Source organism: Caballeronia zhejiangensis, from assembly GCF_022879815.1.
In the GTDB taxonomy this organism is placed as follows: Bacteria; Pseudomonadota; Gammaproteobacteria; order Burkholderiales; family Burkholderiaceae; genus Caballeronia; species Caballeronia zhejiangensis.
Map to the genome: position 1 here is coordinate 1,073,421 of NZ_CP084284.1, position 16,855 is coordinate 1,090,275.

19 protein-coding genes and 1 pseudogene are annotated in these 16,855 nt (G+C 63.2%); 10 read left to right on the forward strand and 10 right to left on the reverse strand.

The window, feature by feature from the left end:
* Positions 1–4: 4 nt before the first annotated feature.
* Positions 5–958, reverse strand: a complete 954-nt coding sequence (locus tag LDZ23_RS19510; RefSeq protein WP_008352899.1) for a 2-hydroxyacid dehydrogenase — start codon at positions 956–958, stop codon at positions 5–7.
* 254 nt (positions 959–1,212) lie between these two features.
* Here LDZ23_RS19510 and LDZ23_RS19515 point away from each other — a divergent pair, with 254 nt between their 5' ends.
* Entirely contained in the window at positions 1,213–2,595 is a 1,383-nt protein-coding gene (locus LDZ23_RS19515) for an MFS transporter (RefSeq protein WP_008352897.1), read from the forward strand.
* Between the two features lie 52 nt (positions 2,596–2,647).
* Here the strand turns inward: LDZ23_RS19515 and LDZ23_RS19520 are convergent, their stop codons facing one another.
* Positions 2,648–3,283, reverse strand: coding sequence for a TetR/AcrR family transcriptional regulator (locus tag LDZ23_RS19520; protein ID WP_008352896.1), 636 nt, complete (start codon positions 3,281–3,283; stop codon positions 2,648–2,650).
* A gap of 151 nt (positions 3,284–3,434) precedes the next feature.
* Here LDZ23_RS19520 and LDZ23_RS19525 point away from each other — a divergent pair, with 151 nt between their 5' ends.
* From LDZ23_RS19525 to folE, 4 genes are all read left to right on the forward strand, one after another.
* Positions 3,435–3,866 (forward strand): YybH family protein, encoded by a 432-nt coding sequence (locus LDZ23_RS19525; protein WP_008352894.1) that lies wholly within the window; start codon positions 3,435–3,437, stop codon positions 3,864–3,866.
* Between the two features lie 14 nt (positions 3,867–3,880).
* On the forward strand, positions 3,881–4,324 hold the full coding sequence (locus tag LDZ23_RS19530) for a VOC family protein (RefSeq protein ID WP_008352892.1): 444 nt from the start codon (positions 3,881–3,883) through the stop codon (positions 4,322–4,324).
* A 72-nt stretch (positions 4,325–4,396) separates the two neighbouring features.
* Complete coding sequence (locus LDZ23_RS19535; RefSeq protein ID WP_008352891.1) at positions 4,397–4,600, forward strand: hypothetical protein; 204 nt, start codon at positions 4,397–4,399, stop codon at positions 4,598–4,600.
* Positions 4,601–4,691: 91 nt separating this feature from the next.
* Positions 4,692–5,342, forward strand: a complete 651-nt coding sequence (gene folE / locus LDZ23_RS19540; protein ID WP_008352890.1) for a GTP cyclohydrolase I FolE — start codon at positions 4,692–4,694, stop codon at positions 5,340–5,342.
* 71 nt (positions 5,343–5,413) lie between these two features.
* On the opposite strand, the gene epsC is transcribed toward folE, so the two are convergent.
* Both epsC and LDZ23_RS19550 read right to left on the reverse strand, forming a co-directional pair.
* The gene (gene epsC, locus LDZ23_RS19545) at positions 5,414–6,406 is read right to left on the reverse strand and encodes a serine O-acetyltransferase EpsC (RefSeq protein WP_008352889.1); all 993 of its coding nucleotides are present in this window, start codon (positions 6,404–6,406) and stop codon (positions 5,414–5,416) included.
* Between the two features lie 111 nt (positions 6,407–6,517).
* The gene (locus LDZ23_RS19550; RefSeq protein WP_008352888.1) at positions 6,518–6,751 is read right to left on the reverse strand and encodes a hypothetical protein; all 234 of its coding nucleotides are present in this window, start codon (positions 6,749–6,751) and stop codon (positions 6,518–6,520) included.
* A 287-nt stretch (positions 6,752–7,038) separates the two neighbouring features.
* On the opposite strand from LDZ23_RS19550, the gene LDZ23_RS19555 reads away from it, so the two are divergent.
* Complete coding sequence (locus tag LDZ23_RS19555; RefSeq protein ID WP_008352887.1) at positions 7,039–7,653, forward strand: DUF3005 domain-containing protein; 615 nt, start codon at positions 7,039–7,041, stop codon at positions 7,651–7,653.
* 75 nt (positions 7,654–7,728) lie between these two features.
* Here the strand turns inward: LDZ23_RS19555 and LDZ23_RS19560 are convergent, their stop codons facing one another.
* Complete coding sequence (locus tag LDZ23_RS19560; protein ID WP_008352886.1) at positions 7,729–7,881, reverse strand: hypothetical protein; 153 nt, start codon at positions 7,879–7,881, stop codon at positions 7,729–7,731.
* 152 nt (positions 7,882–8,033) lie between these two features.
* Here LDZ23_RS19560 and LDZ23_RS19565 point away from each other — a divergent pair, with 152 nt between their 5' ends.
* The 3 genes from LDZ23_RS19565 (at position 8,034) to LDZ23_RS19575 (ending at position 9,704) form a co-directional block, all read left to right on the forward strand.
* On the forward strand, positions 8,034–8,486 hold the full coding sequence (locus tag LDZ23_RS19565) for a hypothetical protein (RefSeq protein ID WP_008352885.1): 453 nt from the start codon (positions 8,034–8,036) through the stop codon (positions 8,484–8,486).
* Positions 8,487–8,593: 107 nt separating this feature from the next.
* Positions 8,594–9,196, forward strand: coding sequence for a short chain dehydrogenase (locus LDZ23_RS19570; RefSeq protein WP_174447748.1), 603 nt, complete (start codon positions 8,594–8,596; stop codon positions 9,194–9,196).
* An 82-nt stretch (positions 9,197–9,278) separates the two neighbouring features.
* Positions 9,279–9,704 (forward strand): GNAT family N-acetyltransferase, encoded by a 426-nt coding sequence (locus LDZ23_RS19575; RefSeq protein WP_034473104.1) that lies wholly within the window; start codon positions 9,279–9,281, stop codon positions 9,702–9,704.
* On the opposite strand, the gene LDZ23_RS19580 is transcribed toward LDZ23_RS19575, so the two are convergent.
* From LDZ23_RS19580 to LDZ23_RS19600, 5 genes and pseudogenes are all read right to left on the reverse strand, one after another.
* A complete protein-coding gene (locus LDZ23_RS19580; protein ID WP_008352880.1) occupies positions 9,701–10,639 on the reverse strand; it encodes an SMP-30/gluconolactonase/LRE family protein in 939 nt (312 codons plus the stop codon). The two genes, LDZ23_RS19575 and LDZ23_RS19580, sit on opposite strands and share 4 nt — an antisense overlap.
* Positions 10,640–10,667: 28 nt before the next feature.
* A pseudogene (locus tag LDZ23_RS19585) lies at positions 10,668–12,010 on the reverse strand (type II toxin-antitoxin system HipA family toxin).
* Positions 12,010–12,264, reverse strand: coding sequence for a type II toxin-antitoxin system RelB family anti-toxin (locus LDZ23_RS19590; RefSeq protein ID WP_033536704.1), 255 nt, complete (start codon positions 12,262–12,264; stop codon positions 12,010–12,012). Before LDZ23_RS19590 ends, LDZ23_RS19585 begins: the two are co-directional and overlap by 1 nt.
* Before the next feature lie 135 nt (positions 12,265–12,399).
* The gene (locus LDZ23_RS19595) at positions 12,400–13,977 is read right to left on the reverse strand and encodes an aldehyde dehydrogenase (NADP(+)) (RefSeq protein WP_008352875.1); all 1,578 of its coding nucleotides are present in this window, start codon (positions 13,975–13,977) and stop codon (positions 12,400–12,402) included.
* A 224-nt stretch (positions 13,978–14,201) separates the two neighbouring features.
* Positions 14,202–15,731, reverse strand: a complete 1,530-nt coding sequence (locus LDZ23_RS19600) for an MFS transporter (RefSeq protein ID WP_008352874.1) — start codon at positions 15,729–15,731, stop codon at positions 14,202–14,204.
* Positions 15,732–16,070: 339 nt separating this feature from the next.
* On the opposite strand from LDZ23_RS19600, the gene LDZ23_RS19605 reads away from it, so the two are divergent.
* Entirely contained in the window at positions 16,071–16,790 is a 720-nt protein-coding gene (locus LDZ23_RS19605) for a helix-turn-helix domain-containing protein (protein ID WP_244808155.1), read from the forward strand.
* The last annotated feature ends 65 nt before the right edge of the window (positions 16,791–16,855 follow it).

The window sequence follows — 16,855 nt, forward strand, 5'->3', positions numbered from 1 at the left end:
TGCGTCAGGTCGTGAGGCTGCCTTCGGGGCGCTGTCCCGCAAGAGCCTGAGCGAGACTCGCGAGCACCATCTCGCCCATCGCCGTGCGCGATTCGACCGTTGCGCTCGCGCGATGCGCCTGCAGCACGACGCGATCCATGCCGAACAATTCGGCCGGCACATTCGGCTCATCGACGAAAACATCCAGGCCCGCGCCCGCGATCACGCCACGCGACAGCGCTTCGACGAGATCGCTTTCCTCGACGAGCTTGCCGCGCGCGATGTTGATGAGATAACCGTCCTTGCCCAACGCATCGAGCACGGCCGCATTAACGATGCCCTTCGCTTTATCGGCTGCAGCGGCGAGCACGAGAATGTCGCTTTCGCGCGCAAGCGACAGCAGATCGGGCACGAAGCGATAGTCGATATCGTCCATCGCGCGTACATCGGTATAAGCGATCGGACAACCGAACGCGGCGGCGCGTAGCGCAATCGCGCGGCCCACCTTGCCGAGGCCCACGATGCCCACGCGCTTGCCGCTGAATCGGCGCGACAACGGAATCGCGCTCGGGCTCGGGTTGTTCACCCACTTGCCGGTCTTCACGAAATCGTTGCCGGGGCAGATCTCGCGCAGCGTGGTCAGGATGAGACCGATGGCGAGATCGGCAACATCTTCGGTCAACGCGCCGAACGTACCCGTCACCGGCAAACCGCGCGAGCGCGCGAATTCGAGGTCGACGGCATCGGTGCCGACGCCGTTCACCGCGATCACCTGCAATGCAGGCAAGCGTTCGATGAGATCGTTGGCGATGCCCGTATGTCCGCCGGTAATCACGCCGCGAATCGAAGCGCCGTGTTCGCGGATATACGCGTCCTTGTCTTCCTGCTCGAACAGCCGATGCATCGTATAAAGCGCATTCAGCTTTTCATTGATGGCCGGTACGAGGATGGGATTGAGTTGCAGAATGCTCGGCTTCAATTCGCGTGCTCCATGGTGTTCGTTGCGATGTGGAGCGGATCATGTCTGCTTTCGGCGATAACGTCCAATCCCAAAACGCTATCAATTGATCCACGAATCGACGCATTGCATGCCGCGCTTCGATCGATTCAATCCGGGAATCAGGTAATAGCAATAAAAGATTGGACGCTCTTGCCCACGCTCCCCACAATTCGAAACATCGGAAGGCACATCGACAATAAAGCCTTGCACATAACATCGGAGACAACAGCGCAATGAACAACGCTGACGGCATCGTCGCTTCCTCGAAAGCGGAACCTGTTGCGGAGAAACACACGAAACACCGCTGGGTCGTGATGGGACTGATCTTCTGCATCTGGGCGATCGCGTGCGCGGATCGCGCCAACTTCGGCATCGCGCTGCCGTATCTGAAGAGGGAATATCACATCACCAATACCGAGGCCGGTCTCATCGTGAGCCTGTTCTCCTTCGCTTATGGCTTTGTGCAGATTCCCGTCGGCCTCCTCTACAAGCGACTCAGCGAAAAGACCACCGGCCTGCTGTTTTCCGTCTTCATGATTCTCACGTCGGTATTCACCGGATTGATGGGCACGACATCGTCGGTGTTTCTGCTGATGGCGTATCGCGTGGGTCTCGGCTTGTCGGAAGGACCGCTCGGCATCGGCTGCACCAACGTCATCAACCGATGGTTCCCCGCAAAGGAAAAAGGCACGGCCACCGGCCTGTGGATCGCCGCATCGAAGCTCGGGCCGCTGATCGTGCCGTCGGTGTGCATCATCGTGATCCAGTTGTGGGGATGGCGCGAGATCTTCTATGTGTTCGCGGTGCCGGGCATTCTGCTCGCCGTCGTATGGATGTTCTTCGTGACGAACTCGCCCAGCGAGAATCGCTTCTGCTCGCCCGCCGAGCGCCGCTACATCGCCGATGAAACGACCGTCGGCAGCAACGGCGGCAAGTCGCTGTCGCGCGCGCGCATGACGCCGATGCCCCGGCTCGACGCTATCAATCGCACGAAGCGCGTGCCGCAGCTCGAAACGATTCGCCAGGTCTTCGGCTCGTGGAATATCTTCGGCATCGCGCTGGGCTATGGCTGCATGATCGGCATCAGCAACATCTTCATCTCGTGGATTCCCACTTATCTCGTGACAGTGAAGGGCTTCGCTTCGGTGAAGATGGGCTTCCTTGCATCGGCGCCTTTCATCGGCGCGGTGACGGGCAACATGCTCGGCGGCATCATCTCCGATCGTCTGCTTGGCGGACGCCGCAAACCGATGATGATGCTCGGCGCGCTCGGCACCATGGTGATGACCTTCCTGCTGATCGATGCGCCCGACAGCGTCGCCTATCTCGGCGCGGCGCTGATGCTCGCGGGCCTGATGCTCGGCATCGGCTTCGCAGGCTACTCCGCGTATCCGATGGGTCTCGCAACCAAGGCCACCTATCCGACGGCGTTCGGCATCGTGAACTCGGTCGGACAAATCGGCGGCGCCTGCGCTCCGCTCGCGGTCGGCCTGCTGCTCGACAGCTATAACTGGACCGCGGTCTTCCTGTACATGGTCGGGACCGCGACGCTGTGCCTGCTCTTGTTGCTCAGCGTGGTCGAACCGATAACCGACTCATCGGAACCGGCGAAATGAAATTCAGTTGATTCGATGATGCTTCGCGCCGCTCCGTGCGGCGCGATTTCTTTCAGAGACCGCCCTCGACCATATCGAGAAGCCGCTCGGCAAGCGGTTCGATCTGCGTGCGCTTCAGCCCCTGCAAAGGGCCTTCGATCAGCAAGAGCGCGAAGCCGTGCACCGCGCTCCATGCTAGATATTCCGCTTCGGGCCGGCGTTTCGCTTCGAGCGCGCCCGCCTCGACCATGTCGTCCAGCGCGCGGCTCAGCAACTCGAACGGATCGAGACCGCCCGGCCCCGCGCCATAGGTTTCCTCGTGTTCCGTCCATTCCGTTTGCGGCGCCGCGAACGCCGTGCGAAACAATCCCGCTTCCTTTTGCGCAAAACGAAGATATCCCGTGCCGATGGCGCGCAAACCCGCGCGCGCCGCATCGGCACGGCGGCGCTTCTTCGGGCGCGACGCGAGTTCCTCTTCCATTGCTTGCGCGACGAATGACAGCGCCGCCGAGCGTACCGCCGATAGCAATTCCTGACGGCTCCCGAAGTGACGATAGGCCGCGTTCGGGACGACGCCCGCCCGGCGCGTGGCTTCCCGCAAGACGATCGCGTCGGGGCCGCCTTCGCGCGCGAGTTCGATTCCCGCATCGATCAGCGCGCGTCGCAAATCGCCATGTCGATAGGTGCTGCGCGGCTTGCCATTTGTCATTTTGATTCGTGTGACTTCGATTATGTGGACACTGTCCATTATCTCTGCTACTTTTTGTGGACGGTGTACACAACACAAAAAATAGTTCTGCATCGGTGTTTGCCGTTGCATTGTCACGACGCGGCGGCATCGTATGCGAAAGGAGGTTCGCATGGCGAATACAAATGATCGTACGGATCCGCATGACGATATCGCGCGGATCCGCGAAATGATCGAGGCGTGGCGGCAGGCAGTGCTGGCGAAAGACGTCGATACGCTCGTCAGCCACTACGCGCCGGATGTCGTCGTGTTCGACGTCGTGCCGCCCGCGTCGATCAGGGGCATCGAGCACTATCGCGAGAACTGGCGGCGCTGGTTCGACAGCATGAAAGCCCCGCTCTCATTCGAAATGCGGGAAGTGGAAGTCGCCGCGAGCGGCGATCTGGCTTACGCGCACTCCGTCAACCGCGTCGCCGTGGGCGAACAGGAGGACATCGTGCGCGCGACCGTGTGCTTCAGAAAGATCGATGGCGACTGGCGTGTCGTGCACGAGCACGCATCGGTGCCGCTCATGATGGATATGGACCCTGACGAAACGTCATAACTCAAGGAGCAGTCATGCAAGTGCAACCCTATTTGTTTTTCGAAGGCCGCTGCGAGGAAGCGATCACGTTCTATCGCGAGAACCTGGGCGCGCAAGTCGTCATGATGATGCGCTTCAGCGAAAACCCCGACGCCGGCAAGGCCGAAGCCGCGAGCGGTTGCGGCGTGCCGTCGGGATCGGAAAACAAGATCATGCATGCGGCATTCACCATCGGCGATTCAATGGTGATGGGCTCCGACGGCATGTGCAGCGGCAACACCGAGTTCAAGGGCGTATCGCTTTCGCTCACGGCCGATGACGAACAGCAGGCGGAAAAATACTTCAACGCGCTATCGAACGGCGGCCAGGTGCAGATGCCGATGACGCAAACCTTCTTCGCCAAGCGCTTCGGCATGGTGACGGACAAATTCGGCGTCAACTGGATGGTGCTCGGCGGCGTCGAAGGTCAGCCGCAATAAGCATGCGACGACCGTCCGGCTGGAACGCGGCTTGCGCGCCTTTCATCGCATCAATCCGAAAGGAGGCGCACCATGAGCAACTACGCCGGACGTTCTCAGGAAGACCGTATCGCGCAACGCAAGGGCAATAAGCAGACAGCGCAGGAACAGCCGGGCGGGAACATGGCCGAACCCGGCACGGAGCCCAACAAGGACCATAGCAGCGGCGTGCTGACGGAAGAAGGCAAGCAGGTGTGGCGCACGGGTTCGGGCATCGACGGTGGGGGAAAGACCTGACATCCGTATCGGCCTTCTGAAACGTGAAACAATGGCGGGGTGCCAAAAATATCGCATGTACTATTTGCACCTTGACTCATAGGAGCTTTCGATGAGCGCCCCGCGCAAAAACAATCTTTCAGGTTCGGACATGCCTGCTGATGGAGCCGATCGTCCGACCCGCGAGGAAGCCGAAGCCGCTGTCCGTGTTCTGTTGCGCTGGGCGGGCGACGATCCGCGCCGCGAAGGCCTGCTCGATACACCGGGCCGCGTCGTGCGCGCATATGAAGAGTTTTTTGCGGGCTATACGCAGAATCCGCATGACATCCTCGCTCGCACGTTCTCGGAAGTGCAAGGCTATGACGAAATGATCGTCCTGAAGGACATTCGTTTCGAGAGCTATTGCGAGCATCACATGGTCCCGATCATCGGCCGCGCGCATGTCGCTTATCTGCCGAACAAACGCGTCGTCGGCATTTCGAAGCTCGCGCGTCTCGTCGACGCCTTCGCGAAGCGTCTGCAGATTCAGGAGAAGATGACCGCGCAGATCGCCGATACGCTGAACGAAGTGCTGCAGCCGCTCGGCGTCGGTGTCATTCTGGAAGCCGCGCATCAATGCATGTCGACGCGAGGCGTGCACAAGGCGGGCGTGTCGATGGTCACCTCGCGCATGCTCGGCTCATTCCGCGACGATCCATCGACGCGTCGCGAGTTTCTTGCCATCGTCGGCAATCAGAACGCGTTCAGCGTGTCGAATACGTAAGGCCGCCGCAAGCAAAGCGCACGCGCGAACGCAAACGCAAGCAAACAAAAAAGGGCCTCGCGGCCCTTTTTTCATGCGCCGAATCCGTTGCCCGGCGTGCCCGGTCCCGAACCTTCGCGAATCTTGCCCTGCGATACGTTGCTGCCCGGCGGCACGCTATGCGTGAGCCACACATTGCCGCCGATGACCGAGCCTTTGCCGATGGTCACGCGGCCGAGAATTGTCGCGCCCGCGTAGATGACGACATCGTCCTCCACGATCGGATGCCGTGCGTTGCCTTTGACGAGCGCGCCATCGCTCGTCGAAGGAAAGCTCTTCGCGCCGAGCGTCACGGCTTGATAGACGCGCACATGCTGGCCGATCACCGCCGTCTCGCCGATCACGACGCCCGTGCCGTGATCGATGAAAAAGCTCGGCCCGATGGTCGCGCCCGGGTGAATGTCGATGCCCGTCAGCGAATGCGCGATCTCGTTGATAAAGCGCGCGAGCAAGGGCACGCCGAGCTTGTGCAACGCATGCGCGAGACGATGATGCGTCATCGCCCAGACGCCCGGATAACACAGCAGGATCTCGGTGATGTGCTGCGCCGCCGGATCGCCGGTGAAAGCAGCTTGTATGTCGCTTACGAGCAGCGCGCGGATATGCGGCAACTGCGCGCCGAACTCGCGCGCGATCGCGAAGGCTTGCGCCGAGAGATCGGCTTCGCTCGTCTCGCGATGTTCGGGCAGGAAGCGCAGCGCGCGGCGAATCTGTTCGCGCAACAGACGCAAGTTGGTTTCGAGCGTTTGCCCGACATAGTAGTCGACGCTTTCGTCGGTCAGATCGGGCGCGCCGTAATGCGTGGGAAAGAGCGCCGAGCGCAGGCCGTTGACGATCCCGACGATGGCCTCGCGTGAAGGCAGTTCACGTATGCCGAGCGGATGCCGCGTGCGATGAAGCTCTTCGCGCGACTGGCGCAAGTCCGCGACGATGCGGGCGAGGCCCCATTCCTGAGGCGTGTCGAGCGCGGTGTCGCGGGATGTTTCGAGCGGCGGTACTGCGCCGAACGTGGGCATGTTCTGCATGTCGGGCAAGAAGCGAGGGACGGATTAAACGACAAGCGTAACCGGTTTTGCGAAAGCCTGCCGTCCGGCCGATCGCGCACCCGCGTCCCCGATGCTCGCGCGGAACATCGCTCAGGCTGTGACGTTGCTTGCGTCGATCCAGCGCACGGCCCAGTCGCGCGCGTGCGCGATGGCTTCGCCTTCGTTGCGGAATCGCAGCTCCGAAGGAAAGAATCGGTTCGCGACGAGCTCGCCATCGCTCGATCGCGAGATCACCACGTACGGCTGGTAGCTGCCATCTCCGGCCCGGGCGGGCGCGCAGTTTAGAAGGTAGCCTCGATGTGAAAAGGCTGCATCGTGTTGCATGAGTCACCTGTGTGAAAGTGCCCTGCTCGTTCGAATCGCATTGCTCTTTTTCGACGGCAAGGTAACGCGCCCTCCTGATTGCTCGAGTTTCGCGTATTGCGCTTTGCCGCCGACAGGTTCCAGATAATACTTGCAGGAAATCGGCTTGGGGTCGAAAAAAGGCCTGAAATTTTAAGTATCTCCGAAGGCGCTCTCCGGCAAGGCTCGCGGTTCCGTCGCCAAATATCCGGAACGAGTCTTGCGTGAGGGCTTGGTCAATTCAGGTCCAACTGCAACGGAGCAATGCGATGAACAACGCTGAATCAAACGATCCGCAGAACAAGCAGAACGCGCAGGTCGCCGACAGTCCGATCAAGACGCCCGGCGCGGAAACCGCTCACGTGAAGATGAGCGATGCGAACAAGGCCGCAGCGGGCGGCGAAGCGCACGCGGGCGCGGGCGCCGGTGCGAAGACGGAGACGACGAAGGCAGGCATGCATGTCGGCCCGCAAGGTCTCTATGAGAAGCCGCCGCGCGGCGTCGATGTCGCCAACGACGACGGACTCGACGACACCGTCGATGCCGACGCGAAGAGCATTCATGCGCGACGCGAAGCGGAAATGCTCGCGCGCGAGCCGGATTCCGTCATCACTTCGAATGCGACGACCGTGAACTTCGTACCCGAACCGGGCGATGGTCTCGGCGGCTTCGACAGCCGTCCCGGCCGCAATGGCGTGTTGCTTGCGCTGGAGCGGGGCTATCGCCTGATCGATCGCGGCATGGTCGCGCCGACGGTCCCCGAGGTCGAAGACAAGGTGCGTTTCGAAGGACGCGATCCGCACGGCCACACCTTGCGCGGACGCAAGCACTACGCGCTGAATCATCTGCGTCCGTCGCGGCTCTTCGAGCTCGAACGGAAATGAGCACGACCGCCGTCGCGCATAAGCAAAGAGCCGCATGGACTATGCGGCTCTTTTTACTTGCGTGGGCTTCGCGCGTTACTTTTTTTCTTCCTTCTCGTCATCGGTTTCGATGCGCGTCACGCCGCCCGTTGCAGGCGGATCGCTCGCGGGGAACGTGTCTTCGACTGCCTTGTCGAGATCTTCGTCGTCACGTTCCGAATGCGGATTCTGTTCCTTCAGATTGCCCATCGTCTGCTCCTTTGCTCGTTGCTGATCGACGTAATGCGTAGCAACGCGCGTTCCTTGAACGTGGCACGGCGTATGCTCAAGGACACGGCGAACGAAGCGCCGCAGCGCAACATACATCGCCGGCGCACGAGAGTCGATAAAGGGGAAACCACATGACGACCCACGCATACGACGGTTACACGCAAGAGACCGAAGAGACCACGCAACTTGAACCGGCTACGCGCCACGCCGTTACGCCCGAGCAGCGCTTTACATCGGCGATCGCGTGTCTCGGCGCGGCCTGGGCGCTGTCATGGGCCGAGTTCGCATTGACGCTCGCCATCGGGCTTCCAGGCGATGCATCGAGCCATCCGCTCGCCGCGATGGTCGCGTCGCGGGTGCTCGTCGGCCTGCTCTATGTGTGCGTTGCATCACGCCTGCAATGGGCGCGCTGGCTGACCGTCGCGCTCGGATTCGTGTCCGTCACCCTCGTCGCGCCGACCCTTGCGCTGCAATGGCATATCTTTCCGGCGGCCGCGTTCGTCTGCGGCGTCGGACTCGTCTGCAAGTTCGCGGCGTCGCTCTATCTTCTTTCGCCGATGCCAGGACGCCTCGCGACGCACTAGCCATTCGTAACTCGCGGTTTGCAATCCTTGAAGCGGACGCGGCTTTTTCGCGCGTCCGTCCGCTCGCACAATGCATGACCACCTTCAACGTCATCCATGCGAGCCCGATCATGAAAATCGCTGTCATTGGTGCAACCGGCACGGTCGGCCAGGCGGTCGTCGCCGAATTGAAAGCCCGTCACGAAGTCATCGAAATCGGTGCGACGCGCGGGGCGCGTCGCGTCGATCTGCTCGATCTCGACAGCATCAGAAAGCTCTTCGAAACCATCGGCAAAGTGGATGCGATTGTCGCGACCGCCGGTCATGTGCACTTCGGCCCGCTCGTGAAGATGACGCCGGAGCAATTCCGTCTCGGTCTCAACGACAAGCTGATGGGCCAGGTCAATCTCGTGCTCACCGCGCGCGATTACCTGAACGACGGCGGCTCGTTCACGTTGACGAGCGGCATCGTCGGCGCGGAGCCGATTCGCGAGGGCGCGAGCGCGGCGGCGGTCAACGGCGCGATCGAAGGCTTCGTGCGCGGCGCGGCGATCGAACTGCCTCGCGGCCTGCGCATCAACGTCGTGAGTCCGACGATGCTCGAAGAGGCGCGCGAAAGCTTCGGCCCGTATTTTCGCGGTTTCGAGGCCGCGAGCGGCGCGCGCGTGGCGCTGGCGTACAGCCGCAGTGTCGAGGGCGCGGAGACGGGGCGCATCTATACCGTCCACTGACACTTGCGCGCGCGAAGTGTGCATGGAGCGCGACGCATCGATCGCTTATGCTCGGCGCTTCGAAAAACTCATGGAGCGCGCGATGCAATGGACCCGGGACGGCTATCGGCTGAGCACGGACATCGACGAATTCGACTTCGATGTCGTGCATCGCTATTTGAGCGAAGTGGCGTACTGGTCGCCGGGCATCGCGCGAGAAAAGGTCGAGCGCGCCGCGCGTCATTCGCTCGCGTTCGGGCTCTTTCACGGCAACGCGCAGATCGGCTATGCGCGCATGATTACCGACACGACGACATTCGCCTATCTCGCAGATGTGTTCGTGCTGCCCGAGCATCAAGGCGCGGGCCTCGGCACATGGATGATCCAATGCGTGATGGCGCATCCCGATCTTCAGGGGCTGCGCCGCATGATGCTCGTCACGTCCGACGCGCACGGGCTCTACGCGCGCTTCGGCTTCGCGGCGAGCCAGCATCCCGAGCGCATCATGGAGAAGATCGGCAAGGCTTAACCGCCCTTCACGCCCTGCGTGTTGACGTAAAGCGCATAGAGCCCGTGACTCGCCGCCATGAACAACCGGTTGCGATGCCGTCCGCCGAAACACACGTTCGCGCAACGCTCGGGCAAGTCGATGTGGCCGATCGCTTCGCCTTGCGGCGTGAAGACGCGCACGCCGTCGAGTTCGGCGTCGCCCATGCCCCAGCCGCACCACAGGTTGCCGTGAATATCGACGCGAAAGCCATCGGGGGTGCCGGGGCCCGCATCGATGAGCGGGCGCGCCTCGCCTAGCCTGCGGCCGCCGTCGAGCACGTCGAACGCGTAAATCTTGCGCGGCGTCGCGCGCGATTCCACCACATACAGCACCGATTCGTCCGGCGAGAACGCGAGACCGTTCGGGCCCACGAAGGCGTCGATCATCATCGTGATTTCGCCGCTCTGGCCATCGACGCGATAGACGCAGGGCTTCAGTTGCGCCTCGTTCCTTTCGCCTTCGTAGAAACCGTCGATGCCGAAGGTCGGATCGGTGAACCAGATCGAGCCGTCCGACTTCACGACGACATCGTTCGGCGAATTGAGCGGCTTGCCGGCGTAGCGATCGGCGATGACGGTGATCGATCCGTCGTATTCGGTGCGCGTCACGCGCCGCGTCAGATGCTCGCAGCTTACGAGCCGGCCTTCGCGATCGCGCGTGTTGCCGTTCGCGTTGTTCGACGGCTTGCGAAACACGCCGACTTCGCCGCTCTCTTCGTCCCAGCGCAGGATGCGATTGTTCGGGATGTCGCTCCAGAGCAGATAGCGGCCGTCGCCGAACCAGACCGGCCCTTCGGACCAGCGCGCGCCCTGATACAGACATTCCACCGACGCCGATGCGATGCGCAGTGCATTGAAACGCGGGTCCAGCACGCGCACGGCGGGGTCGGGATAGCGGCGGTCGGGGTGGGTCATCTTTCTTGTCTCCGGTTGGGGGTTGTCTTCACGGTTCGCCGGCGGCCACGCCGGTCAACTCGGCGATCGATCTGTTCAGGCCATCGAAGATACGCTCGGCGACCCGAGGCGGAAAATCGCCGGGCAATTGCGCTGTCACTTCGTCGATGACCGTCGGCGCGCGTTCGATGATGTGCCGGATGATCGGCTCCGCGCTCTCGCCGAAACCGCATCTCTGCGCCATCGCGTCGAAGTGCCGGCGCTTGATCTCGCGAAACGCGTAGCGCCTGCTCGCACCGGGGATGGCCATCGCCAGCTTCGCCTTGTCCCACGACCATTGGTTGGCGCCGTCGCCTTCCACTGGCCGGATCGACATGACGTCATAGAGCGGCGTGAGGCGGTATTGTCCGCCCCTCGCCAGATGAATGCTGAAGTTCTTCGCGTGACCGTCGGGCGCGGCCAGCAGCCAGAACAGGATCTGCGCGCTCACGAGCGTTTGCACGTCACGGCGCGCTTCGGTCGACTGTTGCAGCACGCGCGCGAGATCGAGCACGCCCGGACCGCCATCGTGCTCGTACTTCTTGTGCGGAGGCAGCCCGGTCGCCTGGCAGAAATCTTTGGCAGACGAAGAATCCACTTTCCGCCTGGGTGCATCCGCCGGTCGAAACGCTCGACGACAAGCACGCGCCGTTCGCCGAAATTCGCGATCTCGACGTTCGCCGCGGGCAAGCCGAACGCCTGCAGGAGACGCATGCAGAGCCATTCGTTCTCGACCGATGTCGTGAGATCGGCGCGTCGATTGCCGACGAGCCCCAACGGCAGCTTGAGGATATGCGTCGTCGGCGTCGCGCCATGGGGCTTGAGCCATCGTCCGCCGTGCCGCAGCAGCGCGGTCTTTTCCTGCGCGCCCGCGAGCGAAATGCGGAAGTCGTCGTCATGGTCGGTGCCCAAGGGCATGCCGCCGGCCACCTGATTCAGCGGGCTTTCGACGTCATCGTCGCTGAACGGCGTTCCTTCGATGCTTTCGATGTCTTTCGGCGCTTCGTCGTCGGCAAGCAGTTGCACGGCACCGACACAATCGCGACCGATGGCCCGCAGCAAGTCGAACGCATCGGCGCTGTCGGTCTGAAAGCGCTGCGCGATGCGGCGGCGAATCGGCTCGCTGTCGGGCAGAAGATTGTCGAAGTAGTTGAGCACGGCGTCGCCTTTCAGCGGCGCGCCGTCGAGACCGATCGGCAGCAACAGCGAGAGCGGACGTGCCTCGTCCGAGCGAATCCACTCGGTGTCGTATATGAGTTCTGCCGGTCCGCGCGTAGGCAGATTCCACGTTGCCACGCGCTTTCCGTTGGCCCATACGAACAACGCGCGGGAACGAAGCCGACGCCCGGCCATTACCAGTCGGCCTCGTTTGCTTCGGGCAGCGACGTGTCGGGCCGGGCCTGCACCAGCAACTGGAGGCCGTAGACGCCGAACATCGCGAGGAGTTGATCGAGCGTCAGCGAGCGTGAATCGCGCTCCAGGGTGGAAAGCCGGCTTTGGCTGATGCCGAGGCGCGCCGCCGCCTGCGTCTTCGTCAGTCCGGCCTGCTTGCGGCCGGCCGCGAGCACATGGCCCATCTGCGCGACTGTCACGATAACTTGTTGCATGGCGCAAATTATCTGTGTGGCGAATAAAAGCAGTTTATTCGCCACACAGATAATCGGCCAACTACAAACCAGAGCGAGTATCTGCGAGAAGAATAAATGCCGTTTATTCGTCCCGCAGATATTCGATGCCGGCGCTCAGTTCGGCCCCAGCTCTCCATCCCTCAGACGCCACAAGTTCAATGGATTGTCGTCCGCCAGCGCAGCCGGCAACAGCGCCGCCGGCAGATCCTGATAGCACACCGGGCGCAGGAAGCGCTCGATCGCCATCGCGCCGACCGACGTGGAACGGCTGTCCGATGTGGCCGGGAACGGCCCGCCGTGCACCATCGCGTAGGACACTTCGACGCCCGTCGGAAAACCGTTCGCGAGAATCCGGCCCGCCTTGCGCTCGAGCACCGGCAACAAGCGCCGCGCAAGCTCGACGTCGCCCTTTTCCATCAGCAGCGTCGCGGTGAGTTGGCCTTCGAGATGGCGCGCGACGGCGATCATCTCGTCCTCGTCGCGGCAAATGACGATCACCGACGTCGGTCCGAAAATCTCGCCCGACAGTTGCGGCTTGGCCAGAAATTCCTCCGCATTCACGCGATACAGCACCGGCAGCGCGCCGCTCGATGCGTCGCCCTTCACGCCGGTCGCGATATTGCGCGCGCCGGACGCGTCGCGTTCCTGGATCCCGCTCGCGTAGGCCGCGGCGATCTGCGCGGTGAGCATTGTCTGCGTTTCCTTCTTCATGATCGCGGTGGCGGCCAGATCGATGAAGTCGTCGAGATCCGGCCCCTCCAGCGCGATTACGAGGCCCGGATTCGTGCAGAACTGGCCGACGCCGAGCGTCACCGAATCGATGTAAGCCGCCGCCAGCGTGTCGCCGCGCGCTTCCAGCGCGCCCGGCAACGCGAAAACCGGGTTCACGCTGCTCATTTCGGCGAAGACGGGAATCGGCACCGGGCGTTTCGCCGCGATATCGACGAGCGCGAGCCCGCCGCGCCGCGAGCCGGTAAAGCCGACGGCCTGAATCGCCGGATGCGCGACGAGCGCCTCGCCGATCGCATTGCCCGCGCCGACGACGAGCGAAAACGTGCCCTCGGGCAAGCCGTTGTCGGCGACCGCCTTCTGCACCGCGCGGCCGACGAGTTCGGACGTGCCGAGATGCGCCGGATGCGATTTCACGACCACCGGACAGCCCGCCGCGAACGCCGAGGCGGTATCGCCGCCCGCCACCGAAAACGCCAGCGGAAAATTGCTCGCGCCGAACACGGCGACCGGGCCGAGCGGAATCTTTTGCAAACGCAGGTCGGATCGCGGCAGCGGTTTTCTGTCCGGCTGCGCGGAATCGAGCGTCGCCGAGAGCCAGCGGCCCTCGCGCACGAGCGATGCGAAGAGCCGCAACTGCCCGACCGTGCGGGCGCGCTCGCCTTCGAGACGCGCCTTCGGCAGCGCGGATTCGGCCATCGCGCGCTCGATCAGCGTATCGCCGAGCGCGATGATGTTGTCCGCGATCGCTTCGAGAAACTGCGCGCGCGTTTCGAACGGCGCGTGGCGATAGTCGTCGAACGCCGCTTCGGCCAGCTCGCACGCGCGCGCGACTTCCGCCGCGCCGCCGCCGCCGAACTCGGGTTCGAGATCGGCGTTGCGCGCGGGGTCGAACGCGCGGAGCGTGGCATCGGTGCCCCGCACGGCCGATGCCCCGATCAGCATCTCTCCGGTGATCTTCATTTCAGCTCCTCATCTCTTGTTGGCGATGGGCGGCGAGCGCTGGGCGCGGCCGCCCGCTAAAGCGAGTGACCCGCGCCCCGCGCAAGCGTTCCGCGCGAGGCGTGCGAGTGGTCATCGAGAGCGGTGAAGCAAATGCGGTGCGCGGTCGAAGCCGAAGCGAAAACCGGTCTTGCGTTGACGCCAGAAACTATAGGCGCGACGCACCACTTGCGAAAGGAAGCGCCTCAGGTTTTGGCGACGGGCGTCGCGGACTTCCTGAACGTGATGTGCGCGATGCGCCGCACCAGCAGCGCCGCCACGAGCGCGGCGACGGCCGTCAGCAGCACGCCGATGTGGATCGACTGCACGAGCGCGTCGCGGGCGGCATCGAAGAGCGCGGGCCCGTCGAGACCGGCCGCGCCCAGTTCGGCAAGGATGCGCTCGCGCAACGCTTCATCGACGAGAATGCGCGGATCCGACAGCCGCGGCAGCCACTGCGCCGACACCGACGGCCCGAGCACGCTCACCGTACGCGCCACGACGCTCGCATAGTGATGCGCGACGATCGTCCCGACGATGCTCGTGCCCATCATCCCGCCGACCATGCGCGTCGATTGCAGGAGCGCCGTCGTGATGCCGAAGCGCTCGCGGCCCGCGATCTCCTGCCCGAAGATATTCATGTTGTTGAGGATGAAGCCGAGGCCGATGCCGGTCGCGGCCATCGGCAATTCGATCCACACGTGCGGCGTCGATTCGCGCGCGAACGCGAGTCCGACCGACGCGATCAAGAGCAGCGTGAAGCCGATCGACAGGATATTCACCGGCTTCTTCATGTGAATCACGATGCGCGTGTTGATGAAGCTGCCGAGCGCGATGCACGCGGCGATCGGCGTCGCGAGCAGACCCGCGGCCTGCGGCGACAGGCCGAAGCCGCCTTGCAGCAGGAGCGGCGCGAAGAAGATCAGCGAGAACATCACGAAGCCCGCGAGAAACGAGAGCGTGAAGAGCGTGTTCATCTGCGCGTCGCGGAAAATGTCGAGCGGGATGATCGGATGCGTCGCGCGCCGCTCGCAGATCAGGAGCGCCACCGCGCACACCGCCACGCCGATGCCGAGCGCGACATTGGCGGCCGTCAGCCCGTCCTGCGGCAGCGCCTCGATCAGCGCCTGAAAGCCGCCGAGCACCAGCGCGACGAGCGCCGCGCCCGTCCAGTCGATCTTCACGCCGCCCTCGCGCGGCCGATGCAGGTTCGGCAGATGCGCCCAGATGAAATACAGCGCCGCCGCGCCGACCGGCAGATTGACGAGAAACGTCGAGCGCCAGCCCCAGTGCTGGCTCATCCAGCCGCCGAGCGACGGCCCGGCCGCCGTGCCGATGCCGTAAGCCGCCGCGAGCACGACCTGCCAACGCACGCGGGCGCGCGGATCGGGGAACAGATCGGGAATCGACGCGAACGCGGTGCCGACCATCATCCCGCCGCCGACGCCCTGCAGCCCGCGCGCGAGCACGAGGAACAACATGCTGGGCGCGAGGCCGCACAGCACCGACGCGACCGTGAACGTAATCACCGCGGCGATCACGAAGCGCTTGCGGCCGAAGTAGTCGCCGAGCCGCCCGAACACCGGCACCGTCACGACCGACGCCAGCAGATACGCGCTCGCGATCCACGCGTAGAACTCGAAGCCGTGCAGCTCCGCCACGATCGACGGCAGCGCGGTGCTGACCACCGTCTGATCGAGCGCGACGAGCATGTTGACGAGGCCGATGCCGAGCATCGCGTAGAGAGCGGTTCTGAACGGTAAAGCAGGCGGCGATTGAGTCACGGTCGGGCGGGCGGGATGGAGAAGTGCTAAAAAGAGATCGCGCCGCCGTTTGTTAAGCGGACGCTGATGCAGAAAGAACCACGAATTGTACGGCCTGCCTTGCGCCAGATCGACCTATCGCAAAAAAGCATCGGCGCTGATTCCGTCGACCATTGGCGATCTCGGTAAAAAAGCAACCCAGTAAGGTAAAAAAGTTTGACCGATGCCGTGCCCGCGTCAATTTTTCACGCGGGCCAATGGTTGCCCTATGGGAGAATCGTTTTGTCATTCATCAACAAAACGAAGCCCAAAATGTCCGTCGTGTCCGAACTTTCCCGTGCGCGCCGCAATTCGGCGCACTGCTCCACGTGCGCGATGCGTCATCTGTGCATGCCCGAAGGCCTGTGCGCGAACGACATCGCCAAGCTGGAGAACATCATTTCGGTGACGCGCAAGGTCAAGCGCGGCGACGCGCTCTTTCGCGCGGGCGACCGCTTCGATGCCCTGTTCGCCGTGCGCTCCGGGTCGATCAAGACGGTCATCACGCACGACGGCGGCCGCGAGCAGGTGACGGGGCTGCTGCTCGCGGGCGATGCGCTCGGTTTCGAAGGCATCGAGGAAGGCGAGCATACGTGCGATGCGATCGCGCTCGAAGACAGCTCCGTCTGCGTCGTGCCGTATTCGCTTTTCGAGCGCATGTGCCGCGAAACCGACGCGCTGCAAAAGCGCCTGCATCGCATGATGAGTCACGCGGTGAACCGCGAGGCGAATCACGTCTTGCGGCTCGGCATGCTGCGGGCCGACGAGCGCGTCGCGCGGCTGCTGCTCGATCTTTCGTCGCGGCTGTCGAAGCGCGGTTACGCGTCGTCGGAATTCACGCTGCGTATGACGCGCGACGACATGGGCAGCTATCTCGGCATGACGCTCGAAACCGTGAGCCGCACCCTGTCGCGTTTCGACAAGGCGGGCCTCATCGAGACGCAGGGCAAGTTCATCCGCATTCGCGACTTCGACGCGCTGCGCGCCGTCTGACGGGACATCGTCTGCGATTATTGCGTCGGCCCGAATAATCGCCGCCTATTTTTCTGTTGGCATGC